This window comes from Streptomyces sp. NPDC002403 (assembly GCF_053593015.1).
Genome location: NZ_JBSFBQ010000034.1, coordinates 1 through 26,383 on the forward strand (window position 1 = coordinate 1; position 26,383 = coordinate 26,383).

Here is a 26,383-nt window from a genome sequence, read left to right on the forward strand (position 1 = left end):
GGCTCACCCCCGGCATCCACTACTACGACACCCAACGGCACGCTGTGCAGAGGCTGTTGACCGGCGATGTCTCGGGCCGGGTGCGCGCTCAGGCGTTCGGCACGACCTCGTAGCGCGGCGTGTTCTCCGCCATCTGCCGCAGCGCGTCCTTGCGGTCCCGCTTCGAGAGCCGGTCGATGTACAGGTAGCCGTACAGGTGGTCCGTCTCGTGCTGGAGGCAGCGGGCGAAGTAGCCGCTGCCCCGGACCTTGACCGGGTTGCCCTTGGCGTCCTGTCCGCGGACCACCGCGTAGTCCGGACGGGCCAGCGAGGCGTACGCCGTCGGGACCGAGAGGCAGCCCTCGTTGGAGTCGTCCAGGATCCGGTCCTCGGGCGCCAGCTCCTCCAGCACCGGGTTGCAGACCGCGCCCACGTGCCGCACGCCCTCGTCGTCCGGGCAGTCGTAGACGAAGACCTTGAGGTCGACACCGATCTGGTTGGCGGCCAGGCCCACGCCCTCCGCCGTCCGCTGGCTCGCGAACATGTCGTCGATCAGCCGGGCCAGCTCGTCGTCGAACTCGGTGACGTCCTTGCACTCCTTGTGGAGCACCGGGTTGCCCACGACCGTGATCGGACGGGAGGTGCCGCGCTCGCGATGCGCCGCCTCGCGCGCCTCGCAGTCCTCGGTGTCCACGACGAAACCCTCGTCGTCGACGCTGATCTGCTCGTCCGTCTCCTGCTGCGCCATGTCCGCCGTACGCCTTCCTCAAACCTGAAACCGGGCCCTGGGCCTGAAGCCCGGCCCTACCTGAAACCCGGCCGTCCACTCTTCCGGGGCCCGGGCACCCGAGCACCGCGACCGGTGCCCGTACAGCCTACGGGCACCGGTCAGCAGACTTCTTCGAGATCCCGCCACTCGCGGCTGTCCGGGCTGTCCGCCACCCAGCCGTCCAGCAGACCGCGCACCAGCCCGGCCGGCGCCGCTATCCCGCACTCCCGCTCGGGCACCCACAGCTCGCCGGAGGTGCGGTGGCCCAGCGGGCCCGGATGCCCCGGCTCGCTGTGGTCGTGCGGGTCGAGGTGCTCGCCGTCGCCCTCGTCGCTCTCCATCCGGCTCTCCGAACAGGCCCGGCAGAGCAGCCGCACGGAGGACGACCAGTCCTCCGCGGCGAACCCGGCGTCGGAGGCCAGCTGCTCCAGCGCGTCCCGGTCCGCCTCGGTGGCTGCTTCGAGCAGCACCACCCAGGTCGGCACGGGGGACGGCGCCCACAGCTCGATCTCGTCGAAGACGGGGTACGAGGGCCCGGCCGCGGTGACCCGCTCGCCGTGCGGCACCCCGTCGTGCAGGACGACCTCGCCCCAGCGGCGGCCGGACGACGGCAGCGGAATGGAGAGCACCTCCATCCGGGCCGGATCGAGCCTGCGACCCCAGACCACCTCGGCCTCGCCCTCCGGCGACAGCCGTACCGCGGCGCTGCCCAGCTCCATGCCGACCGGCTCGCTGTTGGCCGCCGAGGTGTGCTGGCCGGCGCCCGGCACCTTCAGGCCGTACGCCTGCCAGGCCCGGCGGGCCAGCGGCCAGTCCTGCAGCGCGGTGGCGGCGATCCCGACGTTCCACCAGTCGGGAGCGCCGGATTCCTTGTCGAGCAGCGCGACGGCCCGCAGGCCGGCGGCTCTCGCCTGTTCCCAGTCATGCCGGAACTTGTGCAGCAGCGCCAGGTTGAACCACGACTCCGAGAGCCAGGGTTCCAGGTCCGCCGCACGTGTCAGCAGCGCGCCCGCGTCCTCGTACCGGCCGTCGCCGATCAGCGTGAACGCGCGGTCCGTGGCCTGCCGCCAAGAGGCGGAGGGCCGATGCCGTACCTTCCCGAAGATCCTCACGATTCCCGCCTGTCCCGACTGGACACCCTCGTTTTCCGCTCTTCTTCGCATCCAACCATGCCGGGCCGGACGCCCGCTCATTACCCATGGGTTACCCGGGCAGGACCGGGGCCGGAGCGCCCCGGGCCAGGACCCTGGCCAGTGATTCCACGACTTCGGGCTGATAGTCGTGGGCGGTCCCGAGCCTGAGTTGTTCCAGTGCGCCCAGCGGCCCGATGAGACTTTCCCCGCACAGGTCGTCGTATGCGTTGACGACCCTGACGATCCTGGCGGACAACGGCTGCTCGCGATAGGGGTCGGCCTGCCGTTCGACGACGACGGCGATCTCGGTGTCCACCCCGGTCTGGCGGACCACGGCCCCGCCGAGCAGCGCGATGCGGCGCTGCTCGGCGGCGGGCAGGATGGCCGTCGCCCCGTCCGGGACCGGGTCGACCAGCGAGAGCTGGCCGATGTCGTGCATCAGGGCGGCGTGCTCCAGCACGGTCAGCCGGCTCCCGGAGAGCCCCAGCTCGCGGCCGACGGCCCGGCAGAGCACCGCGACCCTGCGGGCGTGCCCGTGCGGGGTGTACCCGGCGATCTCGGTGGACCTGGCGAGCGAGGCGATGGTCTGCCGGTAGGTGGTGCGCACGGCGACGAACCGGCGGAACGACACCTGGGTCAGCAGCAGCGGTACGCACAGGACGGGCAGCGCCCACAGCCCGGCGACGGCCACCCCGAGGGCCATCACGACCCCGGTCGCGCAGACCGCCGACCCGATGCCGATGAGACCGCGCAGCTCGTCCCGCAGGAGCGGCGGGTAGGGGTGGCGGGTGCGCGAGCGCAGCAGCAGGGCCGCGAGCACGGCGTCGCACAGCGCGGTCAGGACGAGGATCAGGAGCAGCACGAGCACGTACGACGGGCCCTCGCCGAACCGGCTCCCGGTGCGGCCGCTGTTGTACAGGGGCTGGAAGCAGACGGCGGCGAAGGCGACGGTAAGGATGCGGCGGGCCACCCGGTCGAGTGCCGGTCCGGCGCCGCGTGCCACATGGGGCACACAGGCGACCAGCTGGGCCGCGACGAGCACGGCGATCACCTGGAGGACGCCGTGCGAGGTCGGTCCGCCGCCGCTGCGGCCGAGCAGGGCGTACGCGAGCGCTCCGGCGGCTCCGAGCGGTGCGGGCTCGCGCTCCCCGGGCAGCGCGCCCCAGCGGGCCAGTTCGCCCACCGCGATGAGCACCCCGAAGGCGAGGGCGTGGCCGGGGTCGTGGAGGCCGTACCAGAGGGTGTGGGCGAGCCCGGCGGCGGCGAGGAGGGCCGCGGCGGCGAGGATGGTGAGGACGGCGGGCGGCTGTGTCCCGGCCCCGGCCCGGGTCATCCGCGGCGGTCCGCGGCCGACTGCGGACCGGGCGCCGCGCCGAGCCCGTCGGCCGACGGGCTCGGAGGGGGTACGCGGTCGAGTCGGCCGGACGGCCGCGGATGACCCGGGCCGGCCTTCGCGCTCTCGCCCCGGGGCCCCGGGACCCCCGGCTCGTCCGCCGTCACGGACCTCGTCACCGCCGACCAGCCGTGCCGTTCGAGACCGCGCGCCAGCGCCCGGACCATCTGCGGGTCGAACTGCGTGCCCGCGCACCGCTTCAGCTCCTCCAGCGCGGCCGGCACCGGTCTCCCCCGCCGGTACGACCGGGTCGAGGTCATCGCGTCGAAGGCGTCCGCCACCGCGACGACCCTGGCGAACTCAGGGATCTCGCGCCCGCTGAGCCCGTACGGGTAGCCGCTGCCGTCGAGCCGTTCGTGGTGGTGCAGGATCGCGGCCCTCGCCTCGCCGAGGAAGCCGATGCCGCGGACGATCTCGTGCCCGTACTCCGGATGCAGCTCGATCACCTGTCGCTCCTCCGGTGTGAGCGGCCCGTCCTTGCGGAGCACCCGGGTGGGGACGCCGAGCTTGCCGACGTCGTGGAGGATGCCGGCGAAGCGGACGACCTCCAGGCGGCCGGGGTCCATGCCCAGTTCGCGGGCGATGAGGACGGAGGCCCGCCCGACCCGTTCGCTGTGCCCGCGGGTGTACGTGTCCTTGATGTCGACGGCCTGCACCAGGGCCCTGATGGTGGCGCGGTGGGCGGCGTGCTCGCGGTGGTACTGGGCGAAGACCCAGCAGGAGATGTACATCGGCAGCAGGACGATGAGCGCGGAGAGCGGGCCGTACGGGCCGCGCCACAGGACCGCCATCATCAGCCCGGCCAGTCCGTGCACCAGGTGCGCTGCGAGCGAGCGGGGCAGCAGCCCGCTCCAGGCCCGCCGCAGGGGCAGCCGTTCGGCCGCGACCAGGATGGAGCCGTCCAGCGCGGTCAGCACGAGGCTGAAGGCCAGGGCGGCGGCGCAGGCGGGCAGGACCGCGCGGGGCAGGTCGGGGAGCCGGCCGGAGCCGCCGAGCGTGGCGGTGCCGCCGAGGGCTCCGTGGACGGACGAGGCCGCCCAGACCGTGACGGCGAGCTGCGCGGCCCGCCAGACGCGCCGCGCGGTGGCGGGCGGCTGTTCCACCCGGCCGGCCAGCGAGCCGGGCACGGCCACGAGTGCCGCGGCGGCGGGCGGCAGCAGGAAGGCGGCGGCGAGCAGCAGCGGAAAGAACGATCCGGCGCGGATCGGCACGGAGCTGCCGAAGAAGGGTCGGCGGCCCGGGAGTTCACAGACCAGATAGAGGCCGGTGAGCAGTGCGACGGTGACCCACGGGGTCCCCGCGCCGCTGCGCAGGGCGGGGAGCGCACAGCACAGGGCGCCCACCGCGACCGCCGGAATGTACGCGCGCGCCGCCCCGCGTGTGGCTCTCACCCGCTCGGCCCGCCCTCCACCATGGTCAATGGAGGCGCCACGCTAGCGAGTTGTGCGAGCGGTCGAGCTTCAATGAGCCCGATTAGCACATTCGGGTGATTCTGCGGCGGCGGCCGGTACGGCCCGGCCGCCGGGGTGTCACTCCTTGGCGGCGGTCGGCTGCTCGCTCGCCGCGGCCGTCACGTCCTGCTCGGGCACGGCCTGCCCCGAGCGGATCAGATCGATCCGGCCCATGACCTTGGACCGCAGATCGCTGGGCACGTCGTCCTGGCCGCAGCAGCGCTTCACCAGCTTCTTGACCGCCTGCTCCAGGCCGTACTTCTCCAGGCACGGGGAGCACTCCTCGAAGTGCACCTCGAACTTGGTGCAGTCGCTGTCGGGCATCTCATGGTCGAGGAACTCATAGAGATGATCGAGGACTTCCGAGCAGTCCGTCTCGTGCGGCTCTCCGCAGCTCATGAGCCCGAGCCTTTCCGATCGTCCGACTCTCCGGCACCGGCCGGGACGAGCCCGCGCTCACGGGCGTAGTCCTCCAGCATGCCGCGCAGCTGGCGGCGGCCCCGGTGCAGTCGGGACATCACCGTACCGATGGGAGTCCCCATGATGTCCGCGATCTCCTTGTAGGCAAAGCCCTCGACATCGGCGAGATACACGGCGATGCGGAACTCTTCGGGGATCGCCTGCAGAGCGGACTTCACGTCGGAGTCCGGCAGGTGGTCGAGTGCCTGCGACTCCGCGGAGCGCAGACCGGTCGACATGTGCGACTCGGCACGCGCCAGCTGCCAGTCCTCGATCTCCTCGGCGGCGCTGCGCTGGGGTTCGCGCTGCTTCTTGCGGTACGAGTTGATGAACGTGTTGGTGAGGATGCGGTACATCCACGCCTTGAGGTTGGTGCCCTCACGGAACTGGTGGAAGGAGCCGTACGCCTTGGCATACGTCTCCTGGACCAGGTCCTCGGCGTCCGCGGGGTTGCGCGTCATGCGCAGCGCGGCCGAGTACATCTGGTCGAGGTAACCGAGCGCGTCCCGCTCGAAGCGCGCGTTGCGCTCGGCGGGCGTCTCCTGTGCACGGCCGTCGTCGGTCCCTGTGTCGGTCCCAGTGACCGGACCCACCTCCTCCAACGCTGTGGCGGAGCCGAAACCGGACCCGCTCGAATCGGAGAATAGTCGACCTTGCTTCGAGACGGGCTGTCGTTCCGGTCCGCCCACGCCCCGCTCGGGAGTGGTCCTGGCCGCATGCAGCACCGTCCACTCCAGGTCAGCGGCGTTCGAGCGGCGCGGGCAGATGGTCGAACCCATGCGACGGACTCCCTCTCCACGTACGACGTTGATGTACCGATGACACCGACAACAGTGGCCCCCCGCGCAACATTCCCGGGGTGTACGTCACACGAGGGCGGCCAGCCAGCCGGTCACGGCGGAGGTCAGGATGCCCATCGCCTCGTCCTGGCCCGGACCGGCCTTCTTCGGCACGGCGAACCCGTGGTCGCCGTACGGCACTTCGGCGATCTCGTACTCCCCCGGCGGGAATTCGGCGGGTCGCCCGAACGGGTCGTGGCCGCCCTGCACGACGAGCGTGGGCACGCCGGTGCCGAGGAGCTCGTCCTCGCGGGACTTCTCCGGCCTGCCCGGCGGGTGCAGCGGGAAGCCGAGCGCGAGGACGGCGTGGGCACCGAGCTCCGCGGCGGTCCGGCAGGCCACCCGGGCCCCGGCGCTCCGCCCGCCCGCGACGACGGGCGCCCCGGCGGCGGTGAGCGCGGGCCACAGCCCCCGCCATCCGGTGTCCAGGGTCTTCGGGGCGGGCGCGAGCCGCTTCCCGGCGACCCGCCACGGCTGCTCCACCAGGGCCACGGTGACCCCGTGGGCGGGCAGCACGGCGGCCAGGGCCTGGAGGTCGCGGGCCTCGATACCGCCGCCCGCGCCATGGCCGAGGGCCAGCACCCATCGCGCGCTCCCGCGCTTCGTCCTGCCCGTCGCGGGGAACCAGCTGATCCTGGCCGGTCCGGCATCGGTGCCGACCGTTTCGACCGTTTCCGCCTCGGGCCGCAGGCCCGTATCCGTAGTGCTCACGTGTCCCATCCTCCCCGCCGAGAGCTCAGAAGAGTGTGCCCACCTCCGGCGCGGCCAGCTCTTCCAGCAGTTCGGGGCCGTTGTTGCGGACGTTGCTGACGGCCGTGGCCACCGGGTAGGCCCGCATCAGCCCGCCCGGCGGCGGTGCGAGCAGCCCCTTCAGCTCCTCGACGTCGGTGCGCGAGGGGTCGAGCCAGGCGTCCCAGCGGTCCGGGGTCAGCATCAGTGGCATCCGGGGGTGGATGTCGGCGAGCGTGGCGGGGCCGTCGGCGGGGGCGACGGCGAGCGGGGTGGTCTCCGCCTCGGTCGTGATCACCGTGCAGGTCACCCACCAGGCCATCGGGTGGTCGTCCGGCAGCGTCCGGTCGCGCCAGAACTCGTACAGTCCGGCCATCGCGAAGACCGATCCGTCGGCGGGCGTCACGAAGTACGGCTGCTTGCGCGGGCGCTTCTTCTTCCCCTTCTCCTCCAACTGCCGTTCGTCCGCGCCGGTGACCCACTCGTAGTAGCCGTCGGCGGGCAGGATGCAGCGCCGGGAGACGAAGGGGCGGCGGAAGGACGGCTTCTCGTGGACGGTCTCCGCCCGGGCGTTGATCATCCGCGCGGCGCCCTCCGGGGACTTCGCCCAGGACGGTACGAGTCCCCATTTCAGCGCCCGCATCTGGCGAACCGGACGCGGGTCGTCTGCGTCTTTCACAGGACGCTCCAGTACGGCGTAGACCTCCTTGGTGGGCGCCACGTTCCAGTCGGGCGCCAGGGCCTCGGCCGGTTCCCACTTCTCGACCCGGAAGAGTCCGGTCAGGTCCTCGGGCCGCCGACTCGCTGCATACCGTCCGCACATGAGTGCCAGACTGCCACGACCGGCACGCCGACCGGACGCCGATACCGCAAGCCGAACCGCAAGGAGACGCCCACGTCATGAACAGCACCGATCTGGGCAATCTGTGGGACCGCGTGTTCGGTACCCAGCCCGCCCCCGAGCAGTGGCTCGTGGTGGTGACCGGCACGCTCGCGCTGATCGCCGTCGTGCCGAACCCGATATGGCGGCTGTCCCGCAACGCGATCACCATCGCGCACGAGGGCGGGCACGGGCTGATCGCGCTGCTCACCGGACGCAGGCTGTCCGGCATCCGGCTGCACTCGGACACCAGCGGCCTGACCGTCAGCCGCGGCAGGCCGACCGGGATCGGCATGATCCTCACCGCGGCCGCCGGCTACACCGCCGCGCCGCTGCTGGGCCTGGGCGGCGCGTGGCTGCTGGTCGACGGCAGGATCACCCTGCTGCTGTGGGTGGCCACCGCGCTGCTCGCGGTGATGCTGGTGATGATCCGCAATGTGTACGGGGCACTGACGGTGATCCTCACCGGTTCGGCCTTCCTGCTGGTGTCCTGGCTGGCCTCACCCGCCTGGCAGTCGCTGTTCGCGTACACCGTGGTCTGGTTCCTGCTGCTCGGCGGCGTGCGCCCGCCCTTCGAGCTCCAGTCCAAGCGGCGGTACGGCGGTGCGCCGGACTCGGACGCGGACCAGCTGTCGCGGCTGACGGACGTACCGGCCGCGCTCTGGCTCTTCCTCTTCCACGCGGTGTCGCTCTGCTCGCTGATCGGGGGCGGGCGCTGGCTGCTCGGCATGTGAGAGCCGGTGGCGGCGGGGCCCCGCGAAAGCTGCCGTGCTCGCCGGACGCTCTAAAGTGAGGTCCATGACCGAAAGCTCCGTGCACCCCGCTCTCTGGCCCGCCCCGCATGCGACCGGGGCCGTCGACGCGACGGTCACCGTGCCCGGATCGAAGTCCGTCACCAACCGCGCGCTCGTCCTGGCAGCGCTCGCAGCCGAGCCCGGCTGGCTGCGCCGCCCGCTGCGTTCCCGCGACACCCTGCTGATGGCCGAGGCGCTGCGCGCGATGGGCGTCGGCATCGAGGAGGGCGTGGGCCCGGACGGCTCCGGCGAGGCCTGGCGGGTCATCCCGGCCGGTCTGCACGGCCCGACCACGGTCGACGTCGGCAATGCGGGCACGGTCATGCGCTTCCTGCCGCCGGTCGCCGCGCTCGCCGACGGCCCGATCCGCTTCGACGGCGACCCGCGTTCGTACGAGCGCCCGCTGACCGGTGTGATCGACGCGCTGCGGGTGCTCGGCGCCCGGATCGACGACGAGGGGCGCGGCTCGCTGCCGATGACGGTGCACGGCGGCGGTGCGCTGGACGGCGGCCCGGTGGCGATCGACGCCTCCTCGTCCTCCCAGTTCGTCTCGGCGCTGCTGCTGTCGGCGCCGCGCTTCAACCAGGGGGTGGAGGTACGCCACACCGGCGCCAGGCTCCCCTCCATGCCGCACATCCGGATGACCGTCGACATGCTGCGGGCGGTCGGCGCCCAGGTCGACGAGCCGGAGACGGGCGGCGAGCCGAACGTCTGGCGGGTCACCCACTCCGCCCTGCTCGGCCGCGATCTGACCATCGAGCCCGATCTCTCCAACGCCCAGCCGTTCCTCGCGGCCGCGCTGGTCACCGGCGGCCGGGTCACGATCCCCGACTGGCCCGAGCGCACCACCCAGCCGGGCGACGCGCTGCGGGAGATCTTCACGGCGATGGGCGGCAGCTGCGAGCTGACCGAGCGCGGCCTCACCTTCACCGGTTCGGGCCGTATCCACGGCATCGACGTCGACCTCGGCGAGGTCGGCGAGCTGACCCCGGGCATCGCGGCGGTCGCGGCGCTGGCCGATTCCCCGTCCACCCTGAGCGGTGTCGCCCATCTGCGGCTGCACGAGACGGACCGGCTGGCCGCACTCACCAAGGAGATCAACGAGCTCGGCGGCGATGTCACCGAGACCGCCGACGGCCTCCGCATCCGGCCCCGGCCGCTGCACGGCGGTACCTTCCATACGTACGACGACCACCGGATGGCCACCGCGGGGTCGATCATCGGCCTCGCCGTCCCCGGAGTGGAGATCGAGAACGTGGCGACCACCGCCAAGACCCTGCCGGACTTCCCGCAGATGTGGACCGGAATGCTCGGGGCCTGAGACATGCGCCGCTACGGCAAGAACCCCGACGAGGACGACATCCGGGTCCGCCCCAACCCGAAGGGCAACCGGCCTCGCACCCATACCCGCCCGAAGCACGAGGACGCCGAGGAGGGCATGGTCCTCACCGTCGACCGGGGCCGCCTCACCTGTCTTGTCGACGGCCGCACGGTCATGGCGATGAAGGCCCGTGAGCTGGGCCGCAAGGCCGCCGTGGTGGGTGACACGGTCTCCCTCGTCGGTGATCTCTCCGGTGACAAGGACACCCTCGCCCGCATCGTCCGCATCGGTGAGCGCCGCTCGGTGCTGCGCCGGACCGCGGACGACGACGATCCGTACGAGCGGGTGGTCGTCGCCAACGCCGACCAGCTGGCGATCGTCACCGCGCTGGCCGATCCGGAACCCCGGCCGCGGATGATCGACCGCTGTCTGGTCGCCGCGTACGACGGCGGGCTCTCCCCGCTCCTGGTCCTCACCAAGTCGGATCTGGCCTCCCCGGACAAGCTGCTGGAGGCGTACACCCCGCTGGGCGTCCCGTTCATCGTGACCAGCCGCGAGGAGCTGGAGAACGGCGACGCGGCCGACCGCGTCCGCGAACAACTGCACGACCGGGTCACCGCCTTCGTCGGACACTCCGGCGTCGGCAAGACCACGCTGGTCAACGCGCTGGTGCCGAAGGACAGGCGGCGTACGACGGGAGTGGTCAACGCGGTCACCGGCCGCGGCCGGCACACCACCACCTCGGCGCTGGCGTTGCCGCTGCCGGACTACCGCGGCTGGGTGATCGACACCCCCGGTGTCCGCTCCTTCGGGCTCAACCACATCGACCCGTCCCGGGTCATCCACGCCTTCCCCGACCTGGAGCCCGGCACCGAGGAGTGCCCGCGCGGCTGCACCCACGACAGCCATGAACCGGAATGCGCCCTGGTCGCCTGGGTGGCGGACGGCCATGCCGATCCGGCCCGGCTGGACTCGCTGCACCGGCTGCTGTCCACGCGGGAGCGGCGCGAAGGCGACTGACCGGGGAACGTTTGCGATCTACCGCCGCAGGTAAATGCATAATCACACCCAGTGTGGCAAGGCGGTCACCGACGTGGGAGGGCACTGACGATGGCGTGGCTGCTGGTCGTGGTCGCAGGACTTCTGGAGACCGGCTTCGCCGTCTGTCTGAAACTCTCGCACGGCTTCACCCGGCTCTGGCCGACCATCGCGTTCTGCGTCTTCGCGCTCGGCTCCTTCGGTCTGCTGACGATGTCGCTGAAGAAGCTCGACGTGGGGCCCGCCTACGCGGTGTGGACCGGCATCGGCGCGGCGGGCACCGCGATCTACGGCATGGTCTTCCTCGACGACGTGGTCTCCACCCTCAAGCTGATCTCGATCTCCCTGGTGATCATCGGGGTGATCGGGCTCCAGCTCTCGGGCTCGTCCCACTGACCGCGTCCTGCCCCGCCACGAGGCGGACCAGTGGTGCCGCCTCTCCCCCCGCCGCCCCGGGTGCGGGCACCAGCGCGTAGCTCAGGGCGAGCCGCAGCGCGATCTCACAGGTCACGGCCAGGGCCTGCGGGTCGCACGGCAGGCCTTCCCCGTCGAGGGCGGCCATCGCTCGTTCACCGGCCCGGCGGAGCAGCTCGGCGGGGGTCGGCGGCCCCGGATCGGCGCAGCGCCGGCCGGGCACCGGACACGCGCCCCCGGTCGTACAGTGCGCGGGGCGGGGTAACCGTTCGTTCCAGCATCCGGTGAGCAAGGCCCTGACCAGCGCGTTCGTGCGCACGACCCGGACGGTCCAGGCGGCGGTGGCGGCCAGTCTGTCCTCCGTGCCGCCGGCCGACCCCAGGGCCTGCTCGACACCGGTCAGATAGCGGTCGGCGGCGTCCCGGACCAGGGCACGGGCCAGGCCTTCCTTGCCGCCGAACTCGTTGTAGAGGGTCTGCCGGGAGACGCCCGCGGCGTGCGCCACGTCGACCATGCGCACCGAGGTCCAGGGCAGGGTCGCCAGCGCCGAGAGGGCGGCGTCCAGCAGTGCTTCCCGCGCTGTGGGCATCGTCGCCTCCCGCGCCGAGGGCTCCGCGTCCCAGCGTCGGCCCGCTCCCCGGGACTGTCAATGGTCCGCGCGGCTCCGGGACGTATGGCTCCGTTCACCTTCGGTCGATACTGTGACGGCATGCCCGATTACCACGATGATCTGCGCCTTGCCCATGTGCTGGCGGACGCCGCCGACGCGGCGACGATGGACCGGTTCAAGGCGCTCGACCTCAAGGTCGAGACCAAGCCGGACATGACGCCGGTGAGCGAGGCCGACAAGGCCGCCGAGGAGCTGATCCGCGGCCACCTCCATCGGGCCCGCCCGCGCGACGCGATTCTGGGCGAGGAATACGGGATCGAGGGCACCGGCCCCCGGCGCTGGGTCGTCGACCCGATCGACGGCACCAAGAACTATGTTCGCGGCGTCCCCGTCTGGGCGACGCTGATCTCGCTGATGGAGGCCGGCGAGGACGGCTTCCAGCCGGTGGTCGGCGTGGTCTCGGCTCCCGCGCTGAACCGGCGCTGGTGGGCGGCGAAGGGGGCGGGCGCGTTCTCCGGCCGCAGCCTGACCTCCGCGACCCGGCTGCAGGTCTCGAAGGTGGAGCGGATCGCGGACTCCTCGTTCGCGTACGCCTCGCTGAGCGGCTGGGAGGAGCAGGGCCGGCTCGACGGGTTCCTGGATCTGACCAGGGCCTGCTGGCGCACGCGCGGGTACGGCGACTTCTGGCCGTACATGATGGTCGCCGAGGGTTCGGTGGACATCTGCGCGGAGCCGGAGCTCTCGCTCTGGGACATGGCCGCCAACGCGATCATCGTCCAGGAGGCGGGCGGGCAGTTCACCAGCCTGGACGGGGTCTCCGGTCCGGGCGGCGGCAACGCCGCGGCCTCGAACGGACTGCTCCACCACGAGCTGCTCGGTTATCTGAACCAGCGCTACTGAGCCGACGCTGCCGAACCAGTGCTACCGAACCGGCGTTGCTGAACCGGCCCACCCGGCCGTACCCCGTCACCGAAGGGCGTCGCGCCCCGGCGCACGCCCTTCGGGCGGTTCACCCCTCTTGTCCCGTCCGCACATCGGTGCAACTCTGGGAGTTCCCCCCGCTTGTGAATTTGTGAATCGGCTCACGCGCCCTTTCACCAAGGAGGTGGCTCCCTTCATGCTCGTCCGAGACGCCATGAGCACACTGGTCCTCACCATCGGGCCCGCCCATACGCTCCGCCAGGCCGCCCGGCTGATGTCGGTCCGCCATATCGGGGCCGCGGTCGTCCTCGACAACGACAACAGCGGGCTCGGCATCCTCACCGAACGCGACATCCTCAACGCGGTCGGCTCCGGACAGGATCCGGATGTCGAGACCGCCGCCACCCATACCACCACCGACGTGGTGTTCGCCGCGCCCACCTGGACCCTGGCCGAGGCCGCCGAGGCCATGACACACGGCGGGTTCCGCCACCTGATCGTGCTGGACGACCACGGACCCGTGGGCATCGTCTCCGTCCGTGACATCCTGCGCTGCTGGGCGCCCGCCAGGCGCCGCCACCAGGCGGAACTCATCGGCTGAACCCGCGGTGAACGACCGGTGGGCCGGTCTCCCCCGGAGAGGAGACCGGCCCACCGCCGACGACAGTCGTCCGGGTCAGCCGCGAAGGGCCTGGACCGCGGCCTCCAGACGCTTGCCGAAGTCGCCGTCCGCCTGGCGGAAGTTGTTGATCGCACGCTCGGCGATGTCGTCGCGCGACACCTTGGCGATGAACCCGGCGAGGTTGTCGATCAGCCGGGCCTTCTCGTCCTCGGAGTAGAGCCGGTAGAGGTTCCCGGCCTGCACGAAGTCGTTGTCCTCGGCGTGGCTCGGGGCCACGTGCGTGGCGACCTCGCCGGAGACGGTGGTGGCCTCCCACAGCGGACGGTCGGTCTGGGCCGGACCGCCGAAGCTGTTCGGCTCGTAGTTCTTCGCGCCCTTGTGGCGGCCGTCGTACAGGTAGCCGTCCCGGCTGTTGGTGCGCGCCTCGGTGGCGTGCGGACGGTTCACCGGCAGGTGGTCGGCGTTGATGCCGACGCGGTAGCGGTGGGCGTCACCGTAGGCGAAGAGGCGGCCCTGGAGCATCTTGTCGGGCGACGGGCCGATGCCCGGCACGAAGTGCGCGGGGCTGAAGATCGACTGCTCGACCTCGGCGAAGATGTTCTCCGGGTTGCGGTTGAGCTCCAGCTTCCCGATCTCGATCGGCGGGTAGTCCGCGTGCGGCCACACCTTGGTGAGGTCGAACGGGTTGAAGCGGTACGTGGCCGCCTCGGCCGCCGGCATGATCTGGACCTGCACCGTCCAGGACGGGAAGTCGCCGCCCTCGATCGCCTCGCGCAGATCGCGCTGGTGGCTGTCCGGGTCCTCGCCGGCGAGCTTGTTGGCCTCGTCCTGGGTGAGGTTCTTGATGCCCTGGTCGGTCTTGAAGTGGTACTTGACCCAGAAGACCTCGCCGGCCTCGTTGCTCCACTGGTAGGTGTGCGAGCCGTAGCCGTTCATGTGGCGCAGCGTCGCCGGGATGCCCCGGTCACCGAAGAGCCAGGTCACCTGGTGGGTGGACTCGGGCGACAGACCCCAGAAGTCCCAGACGTTGTCCGCCTCCTGCGAGCCGGTGTACGGGTCGCGCTTCTGGGTGTGGATGAAGTCCGGGAACTTGATGGCGTCCTTGATGAAGAACACCGGGGTGTTGTTGCCGACGAGGTCGTAGTTGCCCTCCTCGGTGTAGAACTTCAGCGCGAAACCGCGGGGGTCGCGCACCGCGTCGGCCGAGCCGAGGTTGCCGGCCACGGTCGAGAAGCGCAGGAAGGTCTCGGTCTGCTTGCCGACCTCGGAGAGGAACTTCGCCCGGGTCCACTGCGAGACGTCGCGGGTCAGCGTGAACGTGCCGTACGCGCCGGCGCCGCGGGCGTGGACGATGCGCTCCGGGATGCGCTCACGGTTGAAGTGCGCGAGCTTCTCCAGCAGCGACTGGTCCTGCACCAGGACGGGACCGCCGACGCCCGCGGTCTGGCTGTTCTGGTTGTCGGCGACCGGCGCGCCGGCCTCCGTGGTGAGCGGTCCCTGCGTCACGTGCGCCTCCTGCGTCGTTCCTGCACATTCGTCTTGTCCTGCACAGCCTGTCCCTTGGCGTATGCCGATGCCGATCCTACAATGGACTTAGTCCAAGTCAAGTGAACATCCAAAGTCACACCCGTTCGGGACCTGGTCCCTTCACTGTTAGGCTTGTTTCCATGAGTGACCTGTTGGAACGACTTCGCGGACGCGGCTGGCGCATGACTGCGCAGCGACGCGTCGTGGCCGAGGTCCTCGACGGGGACCATGTGCATCTGACGGCCGACGAGGTCCACGCGCGGGCCGTGGCCAAGCTGCCCGAGATCTCCCGTGCCACCGTCTACAACACGCTGGGTGAGATGGTGTCGCTCGGCGAGGTCATCGAGGTCTCCACGGACCGCCGCGCCAAGCGGTACGACCCGAACGCGCACCGCCCCCATCACCACCTCGTCTGCGCGGTCTGCGGCACGATCCGCGACGTGCACCCGGCCGGCGACCCGATGGCGGACCTGCCGAGCGACGAACGCTTCGGCTTCACGGTGTCCGACGTCGAGGTCACCTACCGGGGTATCTGCCCCACCTGCGCGGCGACAAGCTGATCCGAACGAACGAAGAAGGCCCCGGTGCGGACATCATCCGCACCGGGGCCTTCCGTACGGATCCCCTCGGCGGACAGCGCCTCCCCCCGCCACCGGCACACGCGCGCCCCCTTCCCGAATCTGACGGGTAGTCATATCGTCTGCGGCGATCACGTCCGCCCCGCGGCGGATCCGCACCTCGATACGCGCGAGGAGAGACCCGTGGGAGATCCGCACCCGAGCCCACCCGCCACCGCAGCCACCGGCCCCAAACTCCGCGCCGACGCGCTCACCCGCTCGTTCGGGCGCGGCGCCAAGGCCCTGCCCGCCCTCGGCCCGCTCGACCTCTCCGTCGCAGCGGGCGAGTTCACCTGCATCGTCGGCCCGTCCGGCTGCGGCAAGTCCACCCTGCTCAGGATCGCCGCCGGGCTGCTGCGTCCCAGCTCCGGCGAGCTGTCCATCCGTACGGGCGCGTCCCGCCCGGCGGCGATGATCTTCCAGGACTACGGCATCTACGACTGGAAGACCGTGCTCGCCAATGTCCGGTTCGGCCTCGACATCCAGCGCGTACCGCGCAAGGAGGCCGACGCCAGGGCGCGCGACTGGCTGGCCCGGATGGGCCTCTCCGACTTCGCCGGGGCGTATCCGTCCACCCTCTCCGGCGGGATGCGGCAACGGGTCGCGATCGCCCGTGCCCTCGCCGTCGAACCCGAGATGTTGCTGATGGACGAGCCGTTCGCGGCGCTCGACGCCCAGCTGCGCACCATCCTCCAGGACGAGCTGCTCGACCTCACCCAGACCACCCGTACCACCACCCTCTTCATCACCCACAGCCTCGAAGAGGCGATCGTGCTCGGGGACAGGGTGCTGGTGATGTCCGCCAGACCGGGGCGGATCATCGCCGAGCGCCGCCCGCCGTTCGGCCGGCCGCGCACCGGAACGGTCCGGTCCGCACCCGAATTCACCGCGCTGAAGAGCGAGTTGTGGGAGCTTCTCCGTGGCGAGGTGCACCGGGAGGCGGTCCCGGCATGACCGTCACCGTGAACGCCACGAAGCCCGACGAGGGCGTACTGGTCCGCCGACCGGGCCCGCAGGAGCTGCATCCGGTACGCACCCACCGCAGGCGCCGCGCCCTGGAGATCGCACTCGCCGTCGCCGTACCGCTGCTCCTCGTACTGCTCTGGCAGCTGGCCGCCGCACAGTCCTGGATCGACGCCCGGGTCTACCCCGCCCCCTCCACCATCCTGGCGGACGGCTGGGACCGGGCGGGCGCCGGTGAACTGTGGCCGGACGTATGGGCCACGCTCAAGCGGGTTCTCGGCGGCTATGCGATCGGCACCGTCGCGGGATACGCGCTCGGCCTGCTGATGGGCTCGCTCTTCCTCGTGCGGGCTGCGCTGGAGCCGTTGCTCGACGCCCTGTACGTCGTGCCGAAGCTGGCCCTGCTGCCCGTCTTCCTCAATATGTTCGGCCTCGGCGAGGGCCCGCAGATCGCCCTGGTCGCCGCGACCGTCTTCTTCTTCGTCTGGATCTCCACGATGGCGGCCGTGCTCGCCGTCCCGGCCGGCCACCGTGATGCCGGTCAGGTCTTCGGCGCCTCGACCTGGCAGATGTTCCGCCATGTGCTGCTGCCCGCGTCGCTGCCCGCGGTCCTGGTCGGGGCACGGATCGCGGCGGGAGTGGCGGTGCTCGTCATCGTCGCCTCCGAACAGATCGCCGCGGCCGACGGTCTCGGCCATCTGATCTTCGACTCCCGGGCGCTGTTCCAGAACGACGTGATGTTCGTCGGCATCGTGTGTGTGGCGGTCCTCGGTGTCGTCTTCTCCGAAGTGGTGCGGATCGCCGGGCGGCTGCTCACGCCGTGGGCCCCGCGCGACCGCGGCCCCGGCCGGTCCTGAACGGCTCCCCACGCTCTTCGTACGGAGGCACTGTGCGTACACACACCCCCTTCACCCGCATCGTCGTGCTCGTCACGGCATCCCTGCTCGGCGCGGCGGGCTGCGCCGGGCCCGACTCCGGCGGCGACGGTGCCGCCACCGCGCCGCGCACCGTCAGGCCCGTCGCGGGCTGTGGCGCCGGCAGCTGGACCGATCCGGCCGAACTCGCCCCCGACCGGAAGGCGGCCCGCTGCGACAAGGGCGCCCCGGCGGCCCAGCCCCTGGCGAAGAGACGGAAGATCACCGTGGCCACCGGCACCCTGAGCGCGGAGTACGTCGCTCCGCTCCAGGTCGCGGTGGCGAAGGGCGAGTTCGCGAAGGAGGGGCTGGACGTCGAACTGAAGGTGCTGCCCACCCCGGACGCCCTGCCGCTGCTCGCCAAGGGCGACGTGGACGCCCAGTGGGCGGCTCCCGAGGCAGCCGTGATGAACGGCATCAACGGCGGCTTCGACATCAAGTGGGTCGCGGGGAACTTCTCCCCCGACCCCACCTCGAAGAGCGGCCTGTGGGTGCGTCTCAAGGACGGCGAGAACGCCGATCACGTCGAGATGGCGGGCCGGAAGCTGGGCACCATGATCGGCAAGGGGTCGGTCATCGCCTACCCGATGGACACCTCCCTGAAGAAGCACGGCGGCGGCCTCGACAGGATCAGCTTCCAGCAGCTCGGTTCCGCGGACGTGCTGACCGCACTGCAGAACGGCGGCGTGGACTCGGCCTGGCTGCTCGACCCGATCTGGCGCAAGGTGGACGGCGACAGGAGGTACGCGTTCCTGGGGGGCCAGCCCGTCGGTGAACCGCTCGGCGGCCTGCTCTTCGGCCCGACGCTGCTGAACAAGGACCCCGACGCGGGTGTCGCCTTCCTCCGCGCCTACATCCGGACCGTGAACACCTACTTCGCCGGCGACTACAAGTCCGATGCCGGCTTCGTCACCGAGCTGGCGAAGCTGATGAAGACCGACGAGGCCACGCTGCGGTCGACCCCGTCGATGCGGATGGACTGGGAAATACGCAAGGGCACGACGGACCGGCTGCAGGAGGCGTACGCCGACTCGGGTGTCTCGAAGGGGGCCCCGGTGCCGGAGGCGAAGGCCGTCGACCGGGCGATGTACTCGGAGGCGGTGGGCCACAAGCTCTGACGCATATGCAGAAGGCCGGATCCTCTGAAAGGATCCGGCCTTCTGTTTTCAGTAGCGGGGACAGGATTTGAACCTGCGACCTCTGGGTTATGAGCCCAGCGAGCTACCGAGCTGCTCCACCCCGCGTCGTTGTGATTAGAACTGTACGTCACCGCTGCCGACCAGCGCAAATCCATTCCGGCGCCCTGCGGGGACGGGCATCGGGGCACCGCTCGCACGACGCCCCGGCGCCCGTCCCGGCCGGTTTCTTCCCTACGCGGTCAGTTCCTGGTGCAGCGCCTCCCGCAGCCGGGCCGCCCGCTCCGCGACCTCCGCCGGGCCCAGCTCGACCGCCCGCGCACACCAGCGCTGCCCCTCGGTGAGTTCGCCGCGGCGGGCGGCCAGCAGGGCGAGGCGCAGGGCGGCCCGCCCGTGCCCGTCGTTCGCGGCCCGGCTCCACCACAGCGCGGCCTCGCGCTCGCTGCCCTCGCGGGCGAGCAGCAGCCCGAGGTTGAAGGCGCCGTTGCGACTGCCCGACTCGGCGGCCTCGCGGTACCAGCGGGCGGCGCTGTCCACGTCGCCCCGGGCTGCCGCGAGCATCCCGACCCGCACCTGGGCGCGGCGGTGCCCCTGCTCGGCGGCCCGCTCGTACCACTCCTCGCACTCGGTCTTCTCCGGCATCGGCTCACCGAGCGCGGGCGGGCCGGGCGGCGGCTGCCGCGAGTCCAGCACCCCGGCCAGCCGGAATGCGGCCTCCGCGCTGCCGCCGCCCGCCGCGCAGCGCAGATGGCGCTCCGCCTCCTGCTCCTCGCCCCGGTGGAGCAGGGCCATGCCGACCTGGAGGGCGGCCTCGGTGTGGCCGGCCGCCGCGGCACGCTCGTACCAGACCAGTGCCGCACGGTCCTCGTCGCGCCCGGCGTACAGGATGCCGAGGTTGAAGGCCGCGTCGACGCTGCCCGCCTCGGCCGCCTTGGAGAACCAGGGCTCGGCGCCGGTCGCGTCGTCCGCCTGGAGCAGGAGCACGGCCAGCGCGTTGGCGGCCTCGCGGTGGCCCGCGTACGCGGCGCGGCGGTACCACTGCTCGGCCTGCGGCGTACGGTCCTGGGCCGCGCAGAGCAGGCCGAGGTTGTAGGCGCCGTTGACATCGCCCGCGTCCATGGCGGCGCGGTACCAGCGCTCGGCGGTCTGCTGCTCGCCCCTGGCCGCGTGCAGCGCCCCCAGGGCGTTGGCGGCGTTGCCGTCGCCGTCCTGGGCGGCGCGCAGCCACCACACGGCGGCGCTCTCCTCGTCGCCCGCGTCACGCAGCAGGAAGCCGAGCGCGCAGGCGGCGCGCGCCTCGCCCGCCTTCGCGGAGATCAGGTACCAGCGGCCGGCCTCCTTGGGCTCGCCGCGCTGTTCGAGGATGGCGCCGAGGTGCAGGGCGGCGAGCCGGTGGCCCCGCGCGGCGGCCTGCCGGTACCACTGCTCGGCCTCGCCCACGCGCCCGGTCGCCGGGCCCGCCACCGGGCCGTCGTCCCTGCGCACCGCAGAACGGCCGGACGCCCCGGGCCGCTCGCCCGCCCCGGGACCCAGCCCCGGGCGGCCGAAGGCGTCGTGCGGGTCGTCGCCGGCATTGCGGTCCAGCATGCGTGCGAGGCGGTACGCGGCTTCCCGGTGCCCCTGCTCGGCGGCGGCCCGCAGCCAGCGCTCCGCGCCGACGTCGCTGCGGTGTTCCAGCAGGTCGGCGAGGGCGTACGCACCCAGCGCATGACCCTGCTCGGCGGACTGCCGCAGCCAGTACTCGGCACCGGGCTCGTCGCCGCGCTCGCGGTAGTGGCGGCCCAGGGCGTGCGCGGCGGCGGCGGAGCCCGCGACGGCGGCGATGCGCCACCAGCCGGCCGCGTCGTCGACGTATCCGCGCTGGTGGAGGAGGACGCCCAGGTTGTTGGCCGCGGCCCGGTCGCCGTCCGCGGTGGCCCCGCGCAGGTAGGGTTCCGCGCCGTCCAGGTCGCCCCGGCGCAGCAGCAGGGCACCGAGGACGCTCATCGATGCGGTGTCCCCGGCGTCGGCGGCGCGACGGTGACGCGCCTCGCTCTCGGCGCTCTCCTCGCTCTCGGCGCTCCCGGAAGTCGCCGTGGCCCCTGCGGTCCCCGTGTTCCCATCGGCCCCAGCGCTTCCCGTGTTCTCTGTGAACTCCGTGCTCTCGACGGTCGCGGCACACCCCGCAGTCTCAGCAGTCTCGGTCGCCTTGATGATCTCAGGTGTATCGGGTGTCTCAGGTGTGTCAGTGGTCTCGTTGTTCCCCGCAGCGGCACCACCAAAAGCCGCATTCGTCGCATTATATGGTCGATCAACGCGACGTTGCACAAACCGCCCTGTCTCCAACAGAGTTGCCCTGTCCCCCATAAATACCATCGTCGCACCACCTGCAACCCGCGTACATCCGGTATATCGCGGCCAGTGAGGTCACTTCAGCGTTTTGTCGACATGCCCACAGAGAGATAAGTCAAACACGTCCGGAGCCAACTCGTGCCCCGCGAACCGCACTTCACGCACCTTGCACAAGAAAGTCGTCACGGCACGACGAAGGCCCGGATCCTCGAAAGGATCCGGGCCTTCGTCTTTCAGTAGCGGGGACAGGATTTGAACCTGCGACCTCTGGGTTATGAGCCCAGCGAGCTACCGAGCTGCTCCACCCCGCGTCGTTGTGTGCAAACCGTACCACGACGCGGGGGTGAGCCTTTACCGGGTTACTCAGCCGCTGGTGTCGGTGCCGGCCGGTTTGCCCTTCTCGTCCGAGCCGGTCGCGCTGTCCGTGGCCTTCGCACCGTCCTTCGCGCTGTCCTTCGCACCGCCCGCGCCGTTCGCACTGCCCGACTTGGGCTGGGCGGCCGCCGCGCGCTGCAGGGCGTCCTGCAGATCCGCCTGAGCCTTGCCGTAGGCGGTCCAGTCCTGCTCCTTCAGGGCCGCTTCGCCCTCCGAGTAGGCCTTCTGCGCGTCCGCGATCGCCTTCTTCAGCGCCGCGTCACCGGTGGCCGGCGGCTCCGTGGTGCCCGGGGGTCTGGTGGTCTCCGGCGGGGTGGTGCCGGTGTCCGTCACCCCGAAGACCGCGTTGAGCGCCTCCCCGAGGCTGTTCTCGAAGACGGTCTTCGACCCGTACGAGGCGGCGACCTTGCGCAGCAGCGGATAGTTCTGCGTGCCACCGCGGGTGTACACCGGCTCGATGTAGAGGAAGCCCCCCTCCAGCGGCACGGTCAGCAGGTTGCCGTACTCGATGTCGGAGTCGGTTCCCTTCAGGTTTCTCACGAACTCGGCGACGTCGTCGTTGCCGTTGAGCTCACTCTGTACCTGACCGGGACCCTTCACCGTGGTGGTGACTCTCAGCAGCCTTATCGTGCCGTAGTCCTTGCTGGCCGCGTCCGCGTCCACCGCCATGAACGCCCCGAGGTCGGGCCGCCCCTTCGGGGTGAACGTCGTCGTCAGCGAGAACTTCTGGGCCGTCTGGTCCGGCATCTTTATGCTCAGGTAGTACGGCGGGACGGCACCGGACTCCTTGTTGGTCGGGTCGTCCGGGACCTGCCACGCGTCACTGCCGCTGTAGAACTGCGCGGGGTTGGTGACGTGGTAGCGGGTGAGCAGTTCGCGCTGCACCTTGAACAGGTCCTGCGGGTACCGCAGGTGGTCCATGAGCTCCTGCGGGATGTCCGCCCTGGGCTCCACGGTCCCCGGGAACGCCTTGCGCCAGGTCTTGAGGACCGGGTCCTCGGTGTCCCACTCGTAGAGCTTGACCTTGCCGTCGTACGCGTCGACGGTGGCCTTCACCGAGTTGCGGATGTAGTTGACCTGGTTCTGCTGGGCGACGACCGCGCGCTGGTTGGTGGTCAGCGAGTCGGCCGTGGTGTCACCGAGCGTCGTGCGCGAGGCGTACGGGTAGCCGTTGGTGGTGGTGTACGCGTCGACGACCCACTGGATGCGGCCGTTCACCACTGCCGGGTAGGCGTCGCCGTCGATGGTCAGCCACGGGGCGACCGCCTCGACGCGCTCCTTGGGCGTGCGGTTGTAAAGGATCCGCGAACCGTCGCCGATGGCTCCCGAGTACAGGATCTGCGGCTCGCTGAACGCCACCGCGTACGCGGCGCGGTTGAAGGCGTTGGAGAGACTGACCCCGCTGTCACCCTGGTAGCTGGTGGTCTTCTCGCCGTCCTCCTCGTAGTCGAGCTCCTTCTGGGGCCCGCCGACGATGGAGTACTGCTCGGTCTTCTCGCCGTAGTAGATCCGCTGCTCGTACTTGGGGAACTCGCCGCTCGTCGGCAGACCGGACTCGGTGAAGTCCGGGGAACCCTTCGGGTTCTTGCCGGTCGTCGTGCCCTTGGCCGCGATGGCGCCGTAGCCGTGGGTGTAGGTGAAGTGGTCGTTGATCCAGTTGCGCTTGGGGATGCCGTCGAGGTTGAGCTCGCGCAGACCGATGACCGTGTCCTGGTCCTTGCCGGCGGCGTCCTTGTAGCGGTCGACGTCCAGCGTCTTGGGGAACTGGTAGTAGTTCCTCTTCTGCTGGAGCTGCTGGAAGGCCGGGGAGACTACGTTGGGGTCCATCACCCGGTAGCTGGCGGCGTCGTTCGCGCTGGCGCGCAGCTTGGCGTCGTCGTCCGTCGTGCTCTTGCCCGAGTAGTCGTCGACCTGAGCGTTGTCGATGTCGTACGCGTCACGCGTCGCTTCGATGTTCTTCCGGATGAACGGGGCTTCCTTGGCCTGCTCGTTCGGCTGGACCTGGAACTTCTGCACGATCGCGGGGTACAGCCCGCCGATCAGGATCGCCGAGAGCACCATCAGGCCGAAGCCGATCACCGGGAGCTGCCAGGTGCGCCGCCAGAGCGTCGCGAAGAACAGCACCGCGCAGATCGCGGCGATGCAGAACAGAATGGTCTTCGCCGGCAGATAGGCGTTGGCGTCGACGTACCGCAGGCCCGTCCAATTGTCCGTGGCCTTGAAGTCGCTGGACTTCACGGCCAGGCCGTACCGGTCGAGCCAGTACGCCACGGCCTTCAGCGAGACGAAGACGCCGAGCAGCACCGACAGATGGCCGGTGGCCGCGCCGGTCGCCCGGGCGCCGGGGCTGGTGACGCGCAGTCCGCCGTACAGATAGTGCGTCATCGCGGCGGCGATCAGTGAGAGCACCGTGGCCGCGAAGCCGAAGCCCAGCAGGAAGCGGTACCAGGGCAGGTCGAAGGCGTAGAAGGACACGTCCAGATGGAACTGGGGGTCCTTCTGCCCGAACGCCACGCCGTTCACATACATCAGCCAGGTACGCCACTGGCCGGAGGCGGATGCTCCGGCGATCAGCCCGACGAGCGCGGTGATCGCGAGCAGCACCCACTTCTTGTACGGGGCGAGGCTCATCCGGTAGCGGTCCAGGCTCTGCTGTTCCAGAGACATCGCGCTCAGCGGCGGCCGGAGCCGGTGCGCGAGCCAGATGTTCAGTCCGACGGCGAATGCCATCAGCAGGCCGAAGACCAGGAACAGGCCGATCTTGGTCCACAGGGTGGTGGTGAAGACGGACGAATACGCGACCGACCGGTACCAGAGCCAGTCCGTCCAGAACCCGGCGAACATGACGAACGCCATGGCGAGAACCGCCAGGACGCCCAGTGTCATGAGCAGGGTACGGGCACGCCGGGACGGGCGGCCGACTCTGATCCGTGGCCCGGTCGGGCCTCCGCCGCGGTCCGGCATCTGGAAAGCCAACGTGCGCACCTCGAAGTTCGCGGGTCGTGTGAAGCGGGCCCAGCGATCGTAGAGCCCACCTATGCAACTTACTGAGGCTTTACCTAGTTCCCGTTCCCGGGGCGGAAGGAGGCAGGATATTGCCCATGCCCAACGTTTCCCCCTCAGGCCCTCCGATGGCCGCGAGCCCGCTCACCGTCGCCGTGCTCGAAATCGACGAGTACATCTCCGGCCTCGGCTGGGACCAGCCGGCCCGGCTCTTCGCCCTGGTCGACACCGCCAAGCTCCGGGTCCAGGAGCCCGGCCTCGCCGCCCAGCTCGGCCTGGACAGCGCCGATTCCCCGTCCGCCTCACTGACCCCCATCGAGCAGGACGAGCTGCCGCCGGGGACCGCCCTGGACGAGTTCCTCGCCACGATCGCCTGGCCCGACGCCGTGATCGGGTGCGCGCTGACGGTGGAGCGGCTGATGCTGCCGCCGTCCGCCGAGGCCTCGGTGCCCGAGGGGCTCGACGACGCGCAGCTGACCAAGTGGGTCGCCAAGCACCCGGAGCGCCAGGAGGTGCGGATGACCGTGGCGGTCCTGCGGGACGGTACGCGTGAGTCGGCCGTACGGCTTCGCGCGAAGGACACCCCGAGCGAGGTGCGCACCGGCGCCGGTCTGGTGCCCGGGCTGGCCGACGCGCTGACCGCGACCTTCGAGGCCTGACCCCGCCGCGTCCCCCCGCGGGGGCACGGTCAGCCTGCCGAGCAGCTCGGCAGCCCGGCCGTGTCCCCCACCCGGATCTTCTCCAGCGACTTCTTCGCGTCGTCGATCGTCTTCACCTTCACCAGCGTGAGTCCGCTCGGGGTGTCGGAGGCGGCGGCCCTGCAGTTCTCGTCCGGTGTCAGGAAGTACCTGGCGCCGGCGTTGCGCGCGCCGACCAGCTTCATGTTGATGCCGCCGATCGGACCGACCTTGCCCTTGTCGTCGATCGTGCCGGTACCCGCGATGAACTTGCCGCCCGTGAGCTTGCCGGGCGTCAGCTTGTCGATGATGCCCAGCGAGAACATCAGACCGGCGCTGGGGCCGCCGACGTCGGCGAGCTTGATGTCGATCCGGAACGGGAACGTGTGGTCGGTCCCGGCCTGGATGCCGACGATCGCGCGGTTCTCCTTGGGCGCCTTCGCCGTGGTGATGACGATCTTCCGGCTGCCCTCGGGCTCCTTGCCGGCCTTCTCGGCGGCCTGGGCCGTGCGGGCCGGGATGACCGTGAACGTGACCTTCTCGCCGGGGTCGTGGCGGGTGACGAGCTTCGCGACGTCCTCGGGCTGCTTGACGGGGGTGCCGTCGACCTGCTTGATCACGTCGCCCGCGTGCAGCTTGCCCTGGGCGGGGCTGCCCTTGACGACCGTCGAGACCACGACGCGCGACGTCACCGGGATGCCCAGTTCGGTCAGCGCCGCGACCTTGGCGCTCTCCTGGGACTGGCTGAACTCCTCGGCGTTCTCCTGCGTCGACTCCTGCTCGGTCTTGCCGTCGGGGTAGAGCGTGTCGTGCGGCACGACCACGCTGTCGTGGGCCAGCCAGCCGTAGACGGACTCGACGAGATTCATGCGGTAGTCGGCGCCGGTGACCCTGACCGTCGTCATATTGAGGTTGCCGGACGTCGGGTACGTCTTGTGCCCCGAAATCTGCAGGACGGGTTCGCCGCCGACCTTGCCCAGGGTGTTCACGGTCGGGCCGGGGGACATCTCCGCATACGGCACGGGGATGAGCACGCCTGCGCAGAGCAGCGCGATGAGGATCAGGGTGGAGGCGAGCATCGTCGCGGTGCGGCGTGGCATGGAACGACAGTACGGGAAGGGCCTGTCAGTGCACCGTCGGGGCCGGTCCGTACGGGGCGGGGAACCGGGCGCGGGACGGGCCGGACGGCGTCGGCGGCCGGAGCCGAGATCCGGATTGGCGACTGCGTACGCGCGATGAAACGTCAGACGACATCGGAACCGGAGTCCGACTTCTCCATCGCCTCACGGAACCTGGCATAGCCGGCGAGTTCGGTGACATCGCCGGTCGTTCGATTACGGGTGGCCCAGCTTCCCCATATCGCAGCGCCGAGCGCAGCGAAAAGCGGAATCAGCAACCAGGCAAGTGCCGCCATTACGACCTCCCTACCCCATGAGCGACCGCAACTGACCGATCAGCAGATTAACCGTCTGGCGAATCAACGCTCAC

General features: G+C 70.8%; 25 protein-coding genes and 2 tRNA genes. 11 read left to right on the forward strand and 16 right to left on the reverse strand.

Going from position 1 to position 26,383, the window contains the following annotated elements; translation table 11 throughout:
* Nucleotides 1–88: 88 nt before the first annotated feature.
* From def to ACWCPY_RS29490, 8 genes are all read right to left on the reverse strand, one after another.
* Nucleotides 89–727 carry a peptide deformylase gene (gene def / locus ACWCPY_RS29455; protein WP_451269984.1) on the reverse strand — a complete coding sequence of 213 codons (639 nt, stop codon included), beginning with the start codon at nt 725–727 and terminating at the stop codon, nt 89–91.
* A gap of 140 nt (nt 728–867) precedes the next feature.
* A complete protein-coding gene (locus ACWCPY_RS29460; protein WP_329815930.1) occupies nt 868–1,860 on the reverse strand; it encodes a tetratricopeptide repeat protein in 993 nt (330 codons plus the stop codon).
* Between the two features lie 91 nt (nt 1,861–1,951).
* Nucleotides 1,952–3,214 carry an HD-GYP domain-containing protein gene (locus ACWCPY_RS29465; protein WP_451269987.1) on the reverse strand — a complete coding sequence of 421 codons (1,263 nt, stop codon included), beginning with the start codon at nt 3,212–3,214 and terminating at the stop codon, nt 1,952–1,954.
* Nucleotides 3,211–4,665, reverse strand: coding sequence for an HD-GYP domain-containing protein (locus ACWCPY_RS29470; protein ID WP_451269989.1), 1,455 nt, complete (start codon nt 4,663–4,665; stop codon nt 3,211–3,213). The genes ACWCPY_RS29465 and ACWCPY_RS29470 overlap by 4 nt, the downstream gene beginning before the upstream one ends.
* Before the next feature lie 138 nt (nt 4,666–4,803).
* Nucleotides 4,804–5,124 (reverse strand): mycothiol system anti-sigma-R factor, encoded by a 321-nt coding sequence (rsrA, locus tag ACWCPY_RS29475; RefSeq protein WP_072483830.1) that lies wholly within the window; start codon nt 5,122–5,124, stop codon nt 4,804–4,806.
* Nucleotides 5,121–5,777 carry a sigma-70 family RNA polymerase sigma factor gene (locus tag ACWCPY_RS29480; RefSeq protein ID WP_189542902.1) on the reverse strand — a complete coding sequence of 219 codons (657 nt, stop codon included), beginning with the start codon at nt 5,775–5,777 and terminating at the stop codon, nt 5,121–5,123. Before ACWCPY_RS29480 ends, rsrA begins: the two co-directional genes overlap by 4 nt.
* Before the next feature lie 273 nt (nt 5,778–6,050).
* Entirely contained in the window at nt 6,051–6,743 is a 693-nt protein-coding gene (locus tag ACWCPY_RS29485) for an alpha/beta hydrolase family protein (protein WP_451269991.1), read from the reverse strand.
* Nucleotides 6,744–6,759: 16 nt separating this feature from the next.
* On the reverse strand, nt 6,760–7,575 hold the full coding sequence (locus ACWCPY_RS29490) for an SOS response-associated peptidase (RefSeq protein ID WP_451269993.1): 816 nt from the start codon (nt 7,573–7,575) through the stop codon (nt 6,760–6,762).
* 77 nt (nt 7,576–7,652) lie between these two features.
* Between ACWCPY_RS29490 and ACWCPY_RS29495 the strand changes: the two genes are divergently transcribed.
* From ACWCPY_RS29495 to ACWCPY_RS29510, 4 genes are all read left to right on the forward strand, one after another.
* Nucleotides 7,653–8,366, forward strand: a complete 714-nt coding sequence (locus ACWCPY_RS29495; protein WP_451269995.1) for a M50 family metallopeptidase — start codon at nt 7,653–7,655, stop codon at nt 8,364–8,366.
* Between the two features lie 64 nt (nt 8,367–8,430).
* Nucleotides 8,431–9,747, forward strand: a complete 1,317-nt coding sequence (gene aroA / locus ACWCPY_RS29500) for a 3-phosphoshikimate 1-carboxyvinyltransferase (protein ID WP_451269997.1) — start codon at nt 8,431–8,433, stop codon at nt 9,745–9,747.
* Between the two features lie 3 nt (nt 9,748–9,750).
* Complete coding sequence (gene rsgA, locus ACWCPY_RS29505; protein ID WP_451269999.1) at nt 9,751–10,767, forward strand: ribosome small subunit-dependent GTPase A; 1,017 nt, start codon at nt 9,751–9,753, stop codon at nt 10,765–10,767.
* 90 nt (nt 10,768–10,857) lie between these two features.
* Nucleotides 10,858–11,181 carry a DMT family transporter gene (locus ACWCPY_RS29510; protein ID WP_072483837.1) on the forward strand — a complete coding sequence of 108 codons (324 nt, stop codon included), beginning with the start codon at nt 10,858–10,860 and terminating at the stop codon, nt 11,179–11,181.
* On the opposite strand, the gene ACWCPY_RS29515 is transcribed toward ACWCPY_RS29510, so the two are convergent.
* Nucleotides 11,138–11,788 (reverse strand): TetR/AcrR family transcriptional regulator, encoded by a 651-nt coding sequence (locus ACWCPY_RS29515; protein ID WP_451270001.1) that lies wholly within the window; start codon nt 11,786–11,788, stop codon nt 11,138–11,140. The two genes, ACWCPY_RS29510 and ACWCPY_RS29515, sit on opposite strands and share 44 nt — an antisense overlap.
* Before the next feature lie 120 nt (nt 11,789–11,908).
* On the opposite strand from ACWCPY_RS29515, the gene hisN reads away from it, so the two are divergent.
* Nucleotides 11,909–12,709, forward strand: coding sequence for a histidinol-phosphatase (hisN, locus tag ACWCPY_RS29520; protein WP_451270003.1), 801 nt, complete (start codon nt 11,909–11,911; stop codon nt 12,707–12,709).
* Between the two features lie 217 nt (nt 12,710–12,926).
* Nucleotides 12,927–13,331 carry a CBS domain-containing protein gene (locus ACWCPY_RS29525; protein ID WP_451270005.1) on the forward strand — a complete coding sequence of 135 codons (405 nt, stop codon included), beginning with the start codon at nt 12,927–12,929 and terminating at the stop codon, nt 13,329–13,331.
* Nucleotides 13,332–13,406: 75 nt separating this feature from the next.
* On the opposite strand, the gene ACWCPY_RS29530 is transcribed toward ACWCPY_RS29525, so the two are convergent.
* The gene (locus tag ACWCPY_RS29530) at nt 13,407–14,858 is read right to left on the reverse strand and encodes a catalase (protein ID WP_451270007.1); all 1,452 of its coding nucleotides are present in this window, start codon (nt 14,856–14,858) and stop codon (nt 13,407–13,409) included.
* A 161-nt stretch (nt 14,859–15,019) separates the two neighbouring features.
* Between ACWCPY_RS29530 and ACWCPY_RS29535 the strand changes: the two genes are divergently transcribed.
* The 4 genes from ACWCPY_RS29535 to ACWCPY_RS29550 all read left to right on the forward strand — a co-directional run bounded on the left by ACWCPY_RS29535 (nt 15,020) and on the right by ACWCPY_RS29550 (nt 18,491).
* Nucleotides 15,020–15,439 (forward strand): Fur family transcriptional regulator, encoded by a 420-nt coding sequence (locus tag ACWCPY_RS29535; protein WP_451270009.1) that lies wholly within the window; start codon nt 15,020–15,022, stop codon nt 15,437–15,439.
* Between the two features lie 201 nt (nt 15,440–15,640).
* Nucleotides 15,641–16,450: an ABC transporter ATP-binding protein gene (locus tag ACWCPY_RS29540; RefSeq protein WP_451270011.1), complete on the forward strand. Its 810-nt coding sequence runs from the start codon at nt 15,641–15,643 to the stop codon at nt 16,448–16,450.
* Entirely contained in the window at nt 16,447–17,316 is an 870-nt protein-coding gene (locus ACWCPY_RS29545; RefSeq protein ID WP_451270013.1) for an ABC transporter permease, read from the forward strand. The genes ACWCPY_RS29540 and ACWCPY_RS29545 overlap by 4 nt, the downstream gene beginning before the upstream one ends.
* Before the next feature lie 32 nt (nt 17,317–17,348).
* Entirely contained in the window at nt 17,349–18,491 is a 1,143-nt protein-coding gene (locus ACWCPY_RS29550; protein ID WP_451270015.1) for an ABC transporter substrate-binding protein, read from the forward strand.
* 52 nt (nt 18,492–18,543) lie between these two features.
* Here ACWCPY_RS29550 and ACWCPY_RS29555 read toward each other — a convergent pair.
* The 4 genes from ACWCPY_RS29555 to ACWCPY_RS29570 all read right to left on the reverse strand — a co-directional run bounded on the left by ACWCPY_RS29555 (nt 18,544) and on the right by ACWCPY_RS29570 (nt 24,179).
* Nucleotides 18,544–18,617, reverse strand: a tRNA-Met gene (locus ACWCPY_RS29555).
* A 126-nt stretch (nt 18,618–18,743) separates the two neighbouring features.
* Nucleotides 18,744–20,864, reverse strand: coding sequence for a tetratricopeptide repeat protein (locus ACWCPY_RS29560; protein ID WP_451270017.1), 2,121 nt, complete (start codon nt 20,862–20,864; stop codon nt 18,744–18,746).
* A gap of 213 nt (nt 20,865–21,077) precedes the next feature.
* Nucleotides 21,078–21,151: transfer RNA gene (locus tag ACWCPY_RS29565), tRNA-Met, on the reverse strand.
* Nucleotides 21,152–21,203: 52 nt separating this feature from the next.
* Nucleotides 21,204–24,179, reverse strand: coding sequence for a UPF0182 family membrane protein (locus ACWCPY_RS29570; RefSeq protein WP_451270110.1), 2,976 nt, complete (start codon nt 24,177–24,179; stop codon nt 21,204–21,206).
* Nucleotides 24,180–24,316: 137 nt separating this feature from the next.
* Here ACWCPY_RS29570 and ACWCPY_RS29575 point away from each other — a divergent pair, with 137 nt between their 5' ends.
* Nucleotides 24,317–24,877 (forward strand): PPA1309 family protein, encoded by a 561-nt coding sequence (locus ACWCPY_RS29575; protein ID WP_451270019.1) that lies wholly within the window; start codon nt 24,317–24,319, stop codon nt 24,875–24,877.
* A gap of 29 nt (nt 24,878–24,906) precedes the next feature.
* On the opposite strand, the gene ACWCPY_RS29580 is transcribed toward ACWCPY_RS29575, so the two are convergent.
* Together ACWCPY_RS29580 and ACWCPY_RS29585 are read right to left on the reverse strand one after the other, a co-directional pair.
* Nucleotides 24,907–25,995, reverse strand: coding sequence for a YlbL family protein (locus ACWCPY_RS29580; protein ID WP_451270021.1), 1,089 nt, complete (start codon nt 25,993–25,995; stop codon nt 24,907–24,909).
* A 143-nt stretch (nt 25,996–26,138) separates the two neighbouring features.
* Nucleotides 26,139–26,309, reverse strand: coding sequence for a hypothetical protein (locus ACWCPY_RS29585; RefSeq protein WP_329815912.1), 171 nt, complete (start codon nt 26,307–26,309; stop codon nt 26,139–26,141).
* Nucleotides 26,310–26,383 lie beyond the last annotated feature (74 nt).

Coding starts and splice junctions, on each gene's coding strand:
- def (WP_451269984.1), bottom strand. CDS start 727: ATGGCGCAGCAGGAGACGGACGAGCAGATCAGCGTCGACGACGAGGGT.
- ACWCPY_RS29465 (WP_451269987.1), bottom strand. CDS start 3,214: ATGACCCGGGCCGGGGCCGGGACACAGCCGCCCGCCGTCCTCACCATC.
- rsrA (WP_072483830.1), bottom strand. CDS start 5,124: ATGAGCTGCGGAGAGCCGCACGAGACGGACTGCTCGGAAGTCCTCGAT.
- ACWCPY_RS29485 (WP_451269991.1), bottom strand. CDS start 6,743: ATGGGACACGTGAGCACTACGGATACGGGCCTGCGGCCCGAGGCGGAA.
- ACWCPY_RS29490 (WP_451269993.1), bottom strand. CDS start 7,575: ATGTGCGGACGGTATGCAGCGAGTCGGCGGCCCGAGGACCTGACCGGA.
- ACWCPY_RS29495 (WP_451269995.1), top strand. CDS start 7,653: ATGAACAGCACCGATCTGGGCAATCTGTGGGACCGCGTGTTCGGTACC.
- aroA (WP_451269997.1), top strand. CDS start 8,431: ATGACCGAAAGCTCCGTGCACCCCGCTCTCTGGCCCGCCCCGCATGCG.
- rsgA (WP_451269999.1), top strand. CDS start 9,751: ATGCGCCGCTACGGCAAGAACCCCGACGAGGACGACATCCGGGTCCGC.
- ACWCPY_RS29510 (WP_072483837.1), top strand. CDS start 10,858: ATGGCGTGGCTGCTGGTCGTGGTCGCAGGACTTCTGGAGACCGGCTTC.
- ACWCPY_RS29515 (WP_451270001.1), bottom strand. CDS start 11,788: ATGCCCACAGCGCGGGAAGCACTGCTGGACGCCGCCCTCTCGGCGCTG.
- hisN (WP_451270003.1), top strand. CDS start 11,909: ATGCCCGATTACCACGATGATCTGCGCCTTGCCCATGTGCTGGCGGAC.
- ACWCPY_RS29525 (WP_451270005.1), top strand. CDS start 12,927: ATGCTCGTCCGAGACGCCATGAGCACACTGGTCCTCACCATCGGGCCC.
- ACWCPY_RS29535 (WP_451270009.1), top strand. CDS start 15,020: ATGAGTGACCTGTTGGAACGACTTCGCGGACGCGGCTGGCGCATGACT.
- ACWCPY_RS29545 (WP_451270013.1), top strand. CDS start 16,447: ATGACCGTCACCGTGAACGCCACGAAGCCCGACGAGGGCGTACTGGTC.
- ACWCPY_RS29560 (WP_451270017.1), bottom strand. CDS start 20,864: ATGGTATTTATGGGGGACAGGGCAACTCTGTTGGAGACAGGGCGGTTT.
- ACWCPY_RS29570 (WP_451270110.1), bottom strand. CDS start 24,179: ATGCCGGACCGCGGCGGAGGCCCGACCGGGCCACGGATCAGAGTCGGC.
- ACWCPY_RS29575 (WP_451270019.1), top strand. CDS start 24,317: ATGCCCAACGTTTCCCCCTCAGGCCCTCCGATGGCCGCGAGCCCGCTC.
- ACWCPY_RS29580 (WP_451270021.1), bottom strand. CDS start 25,995: ATGCCACGCCGCACCGCGACGATGCTCGCCTCCACCCTGATCCTCATC.
- ACWCPY_RS29585 (WP_329815912.1), bottom strand. CDS start 26,309: ATGGCGGCACTTGCCTGGTTGCTGATTCCGCTTTTCGCTGCGCTCGGC.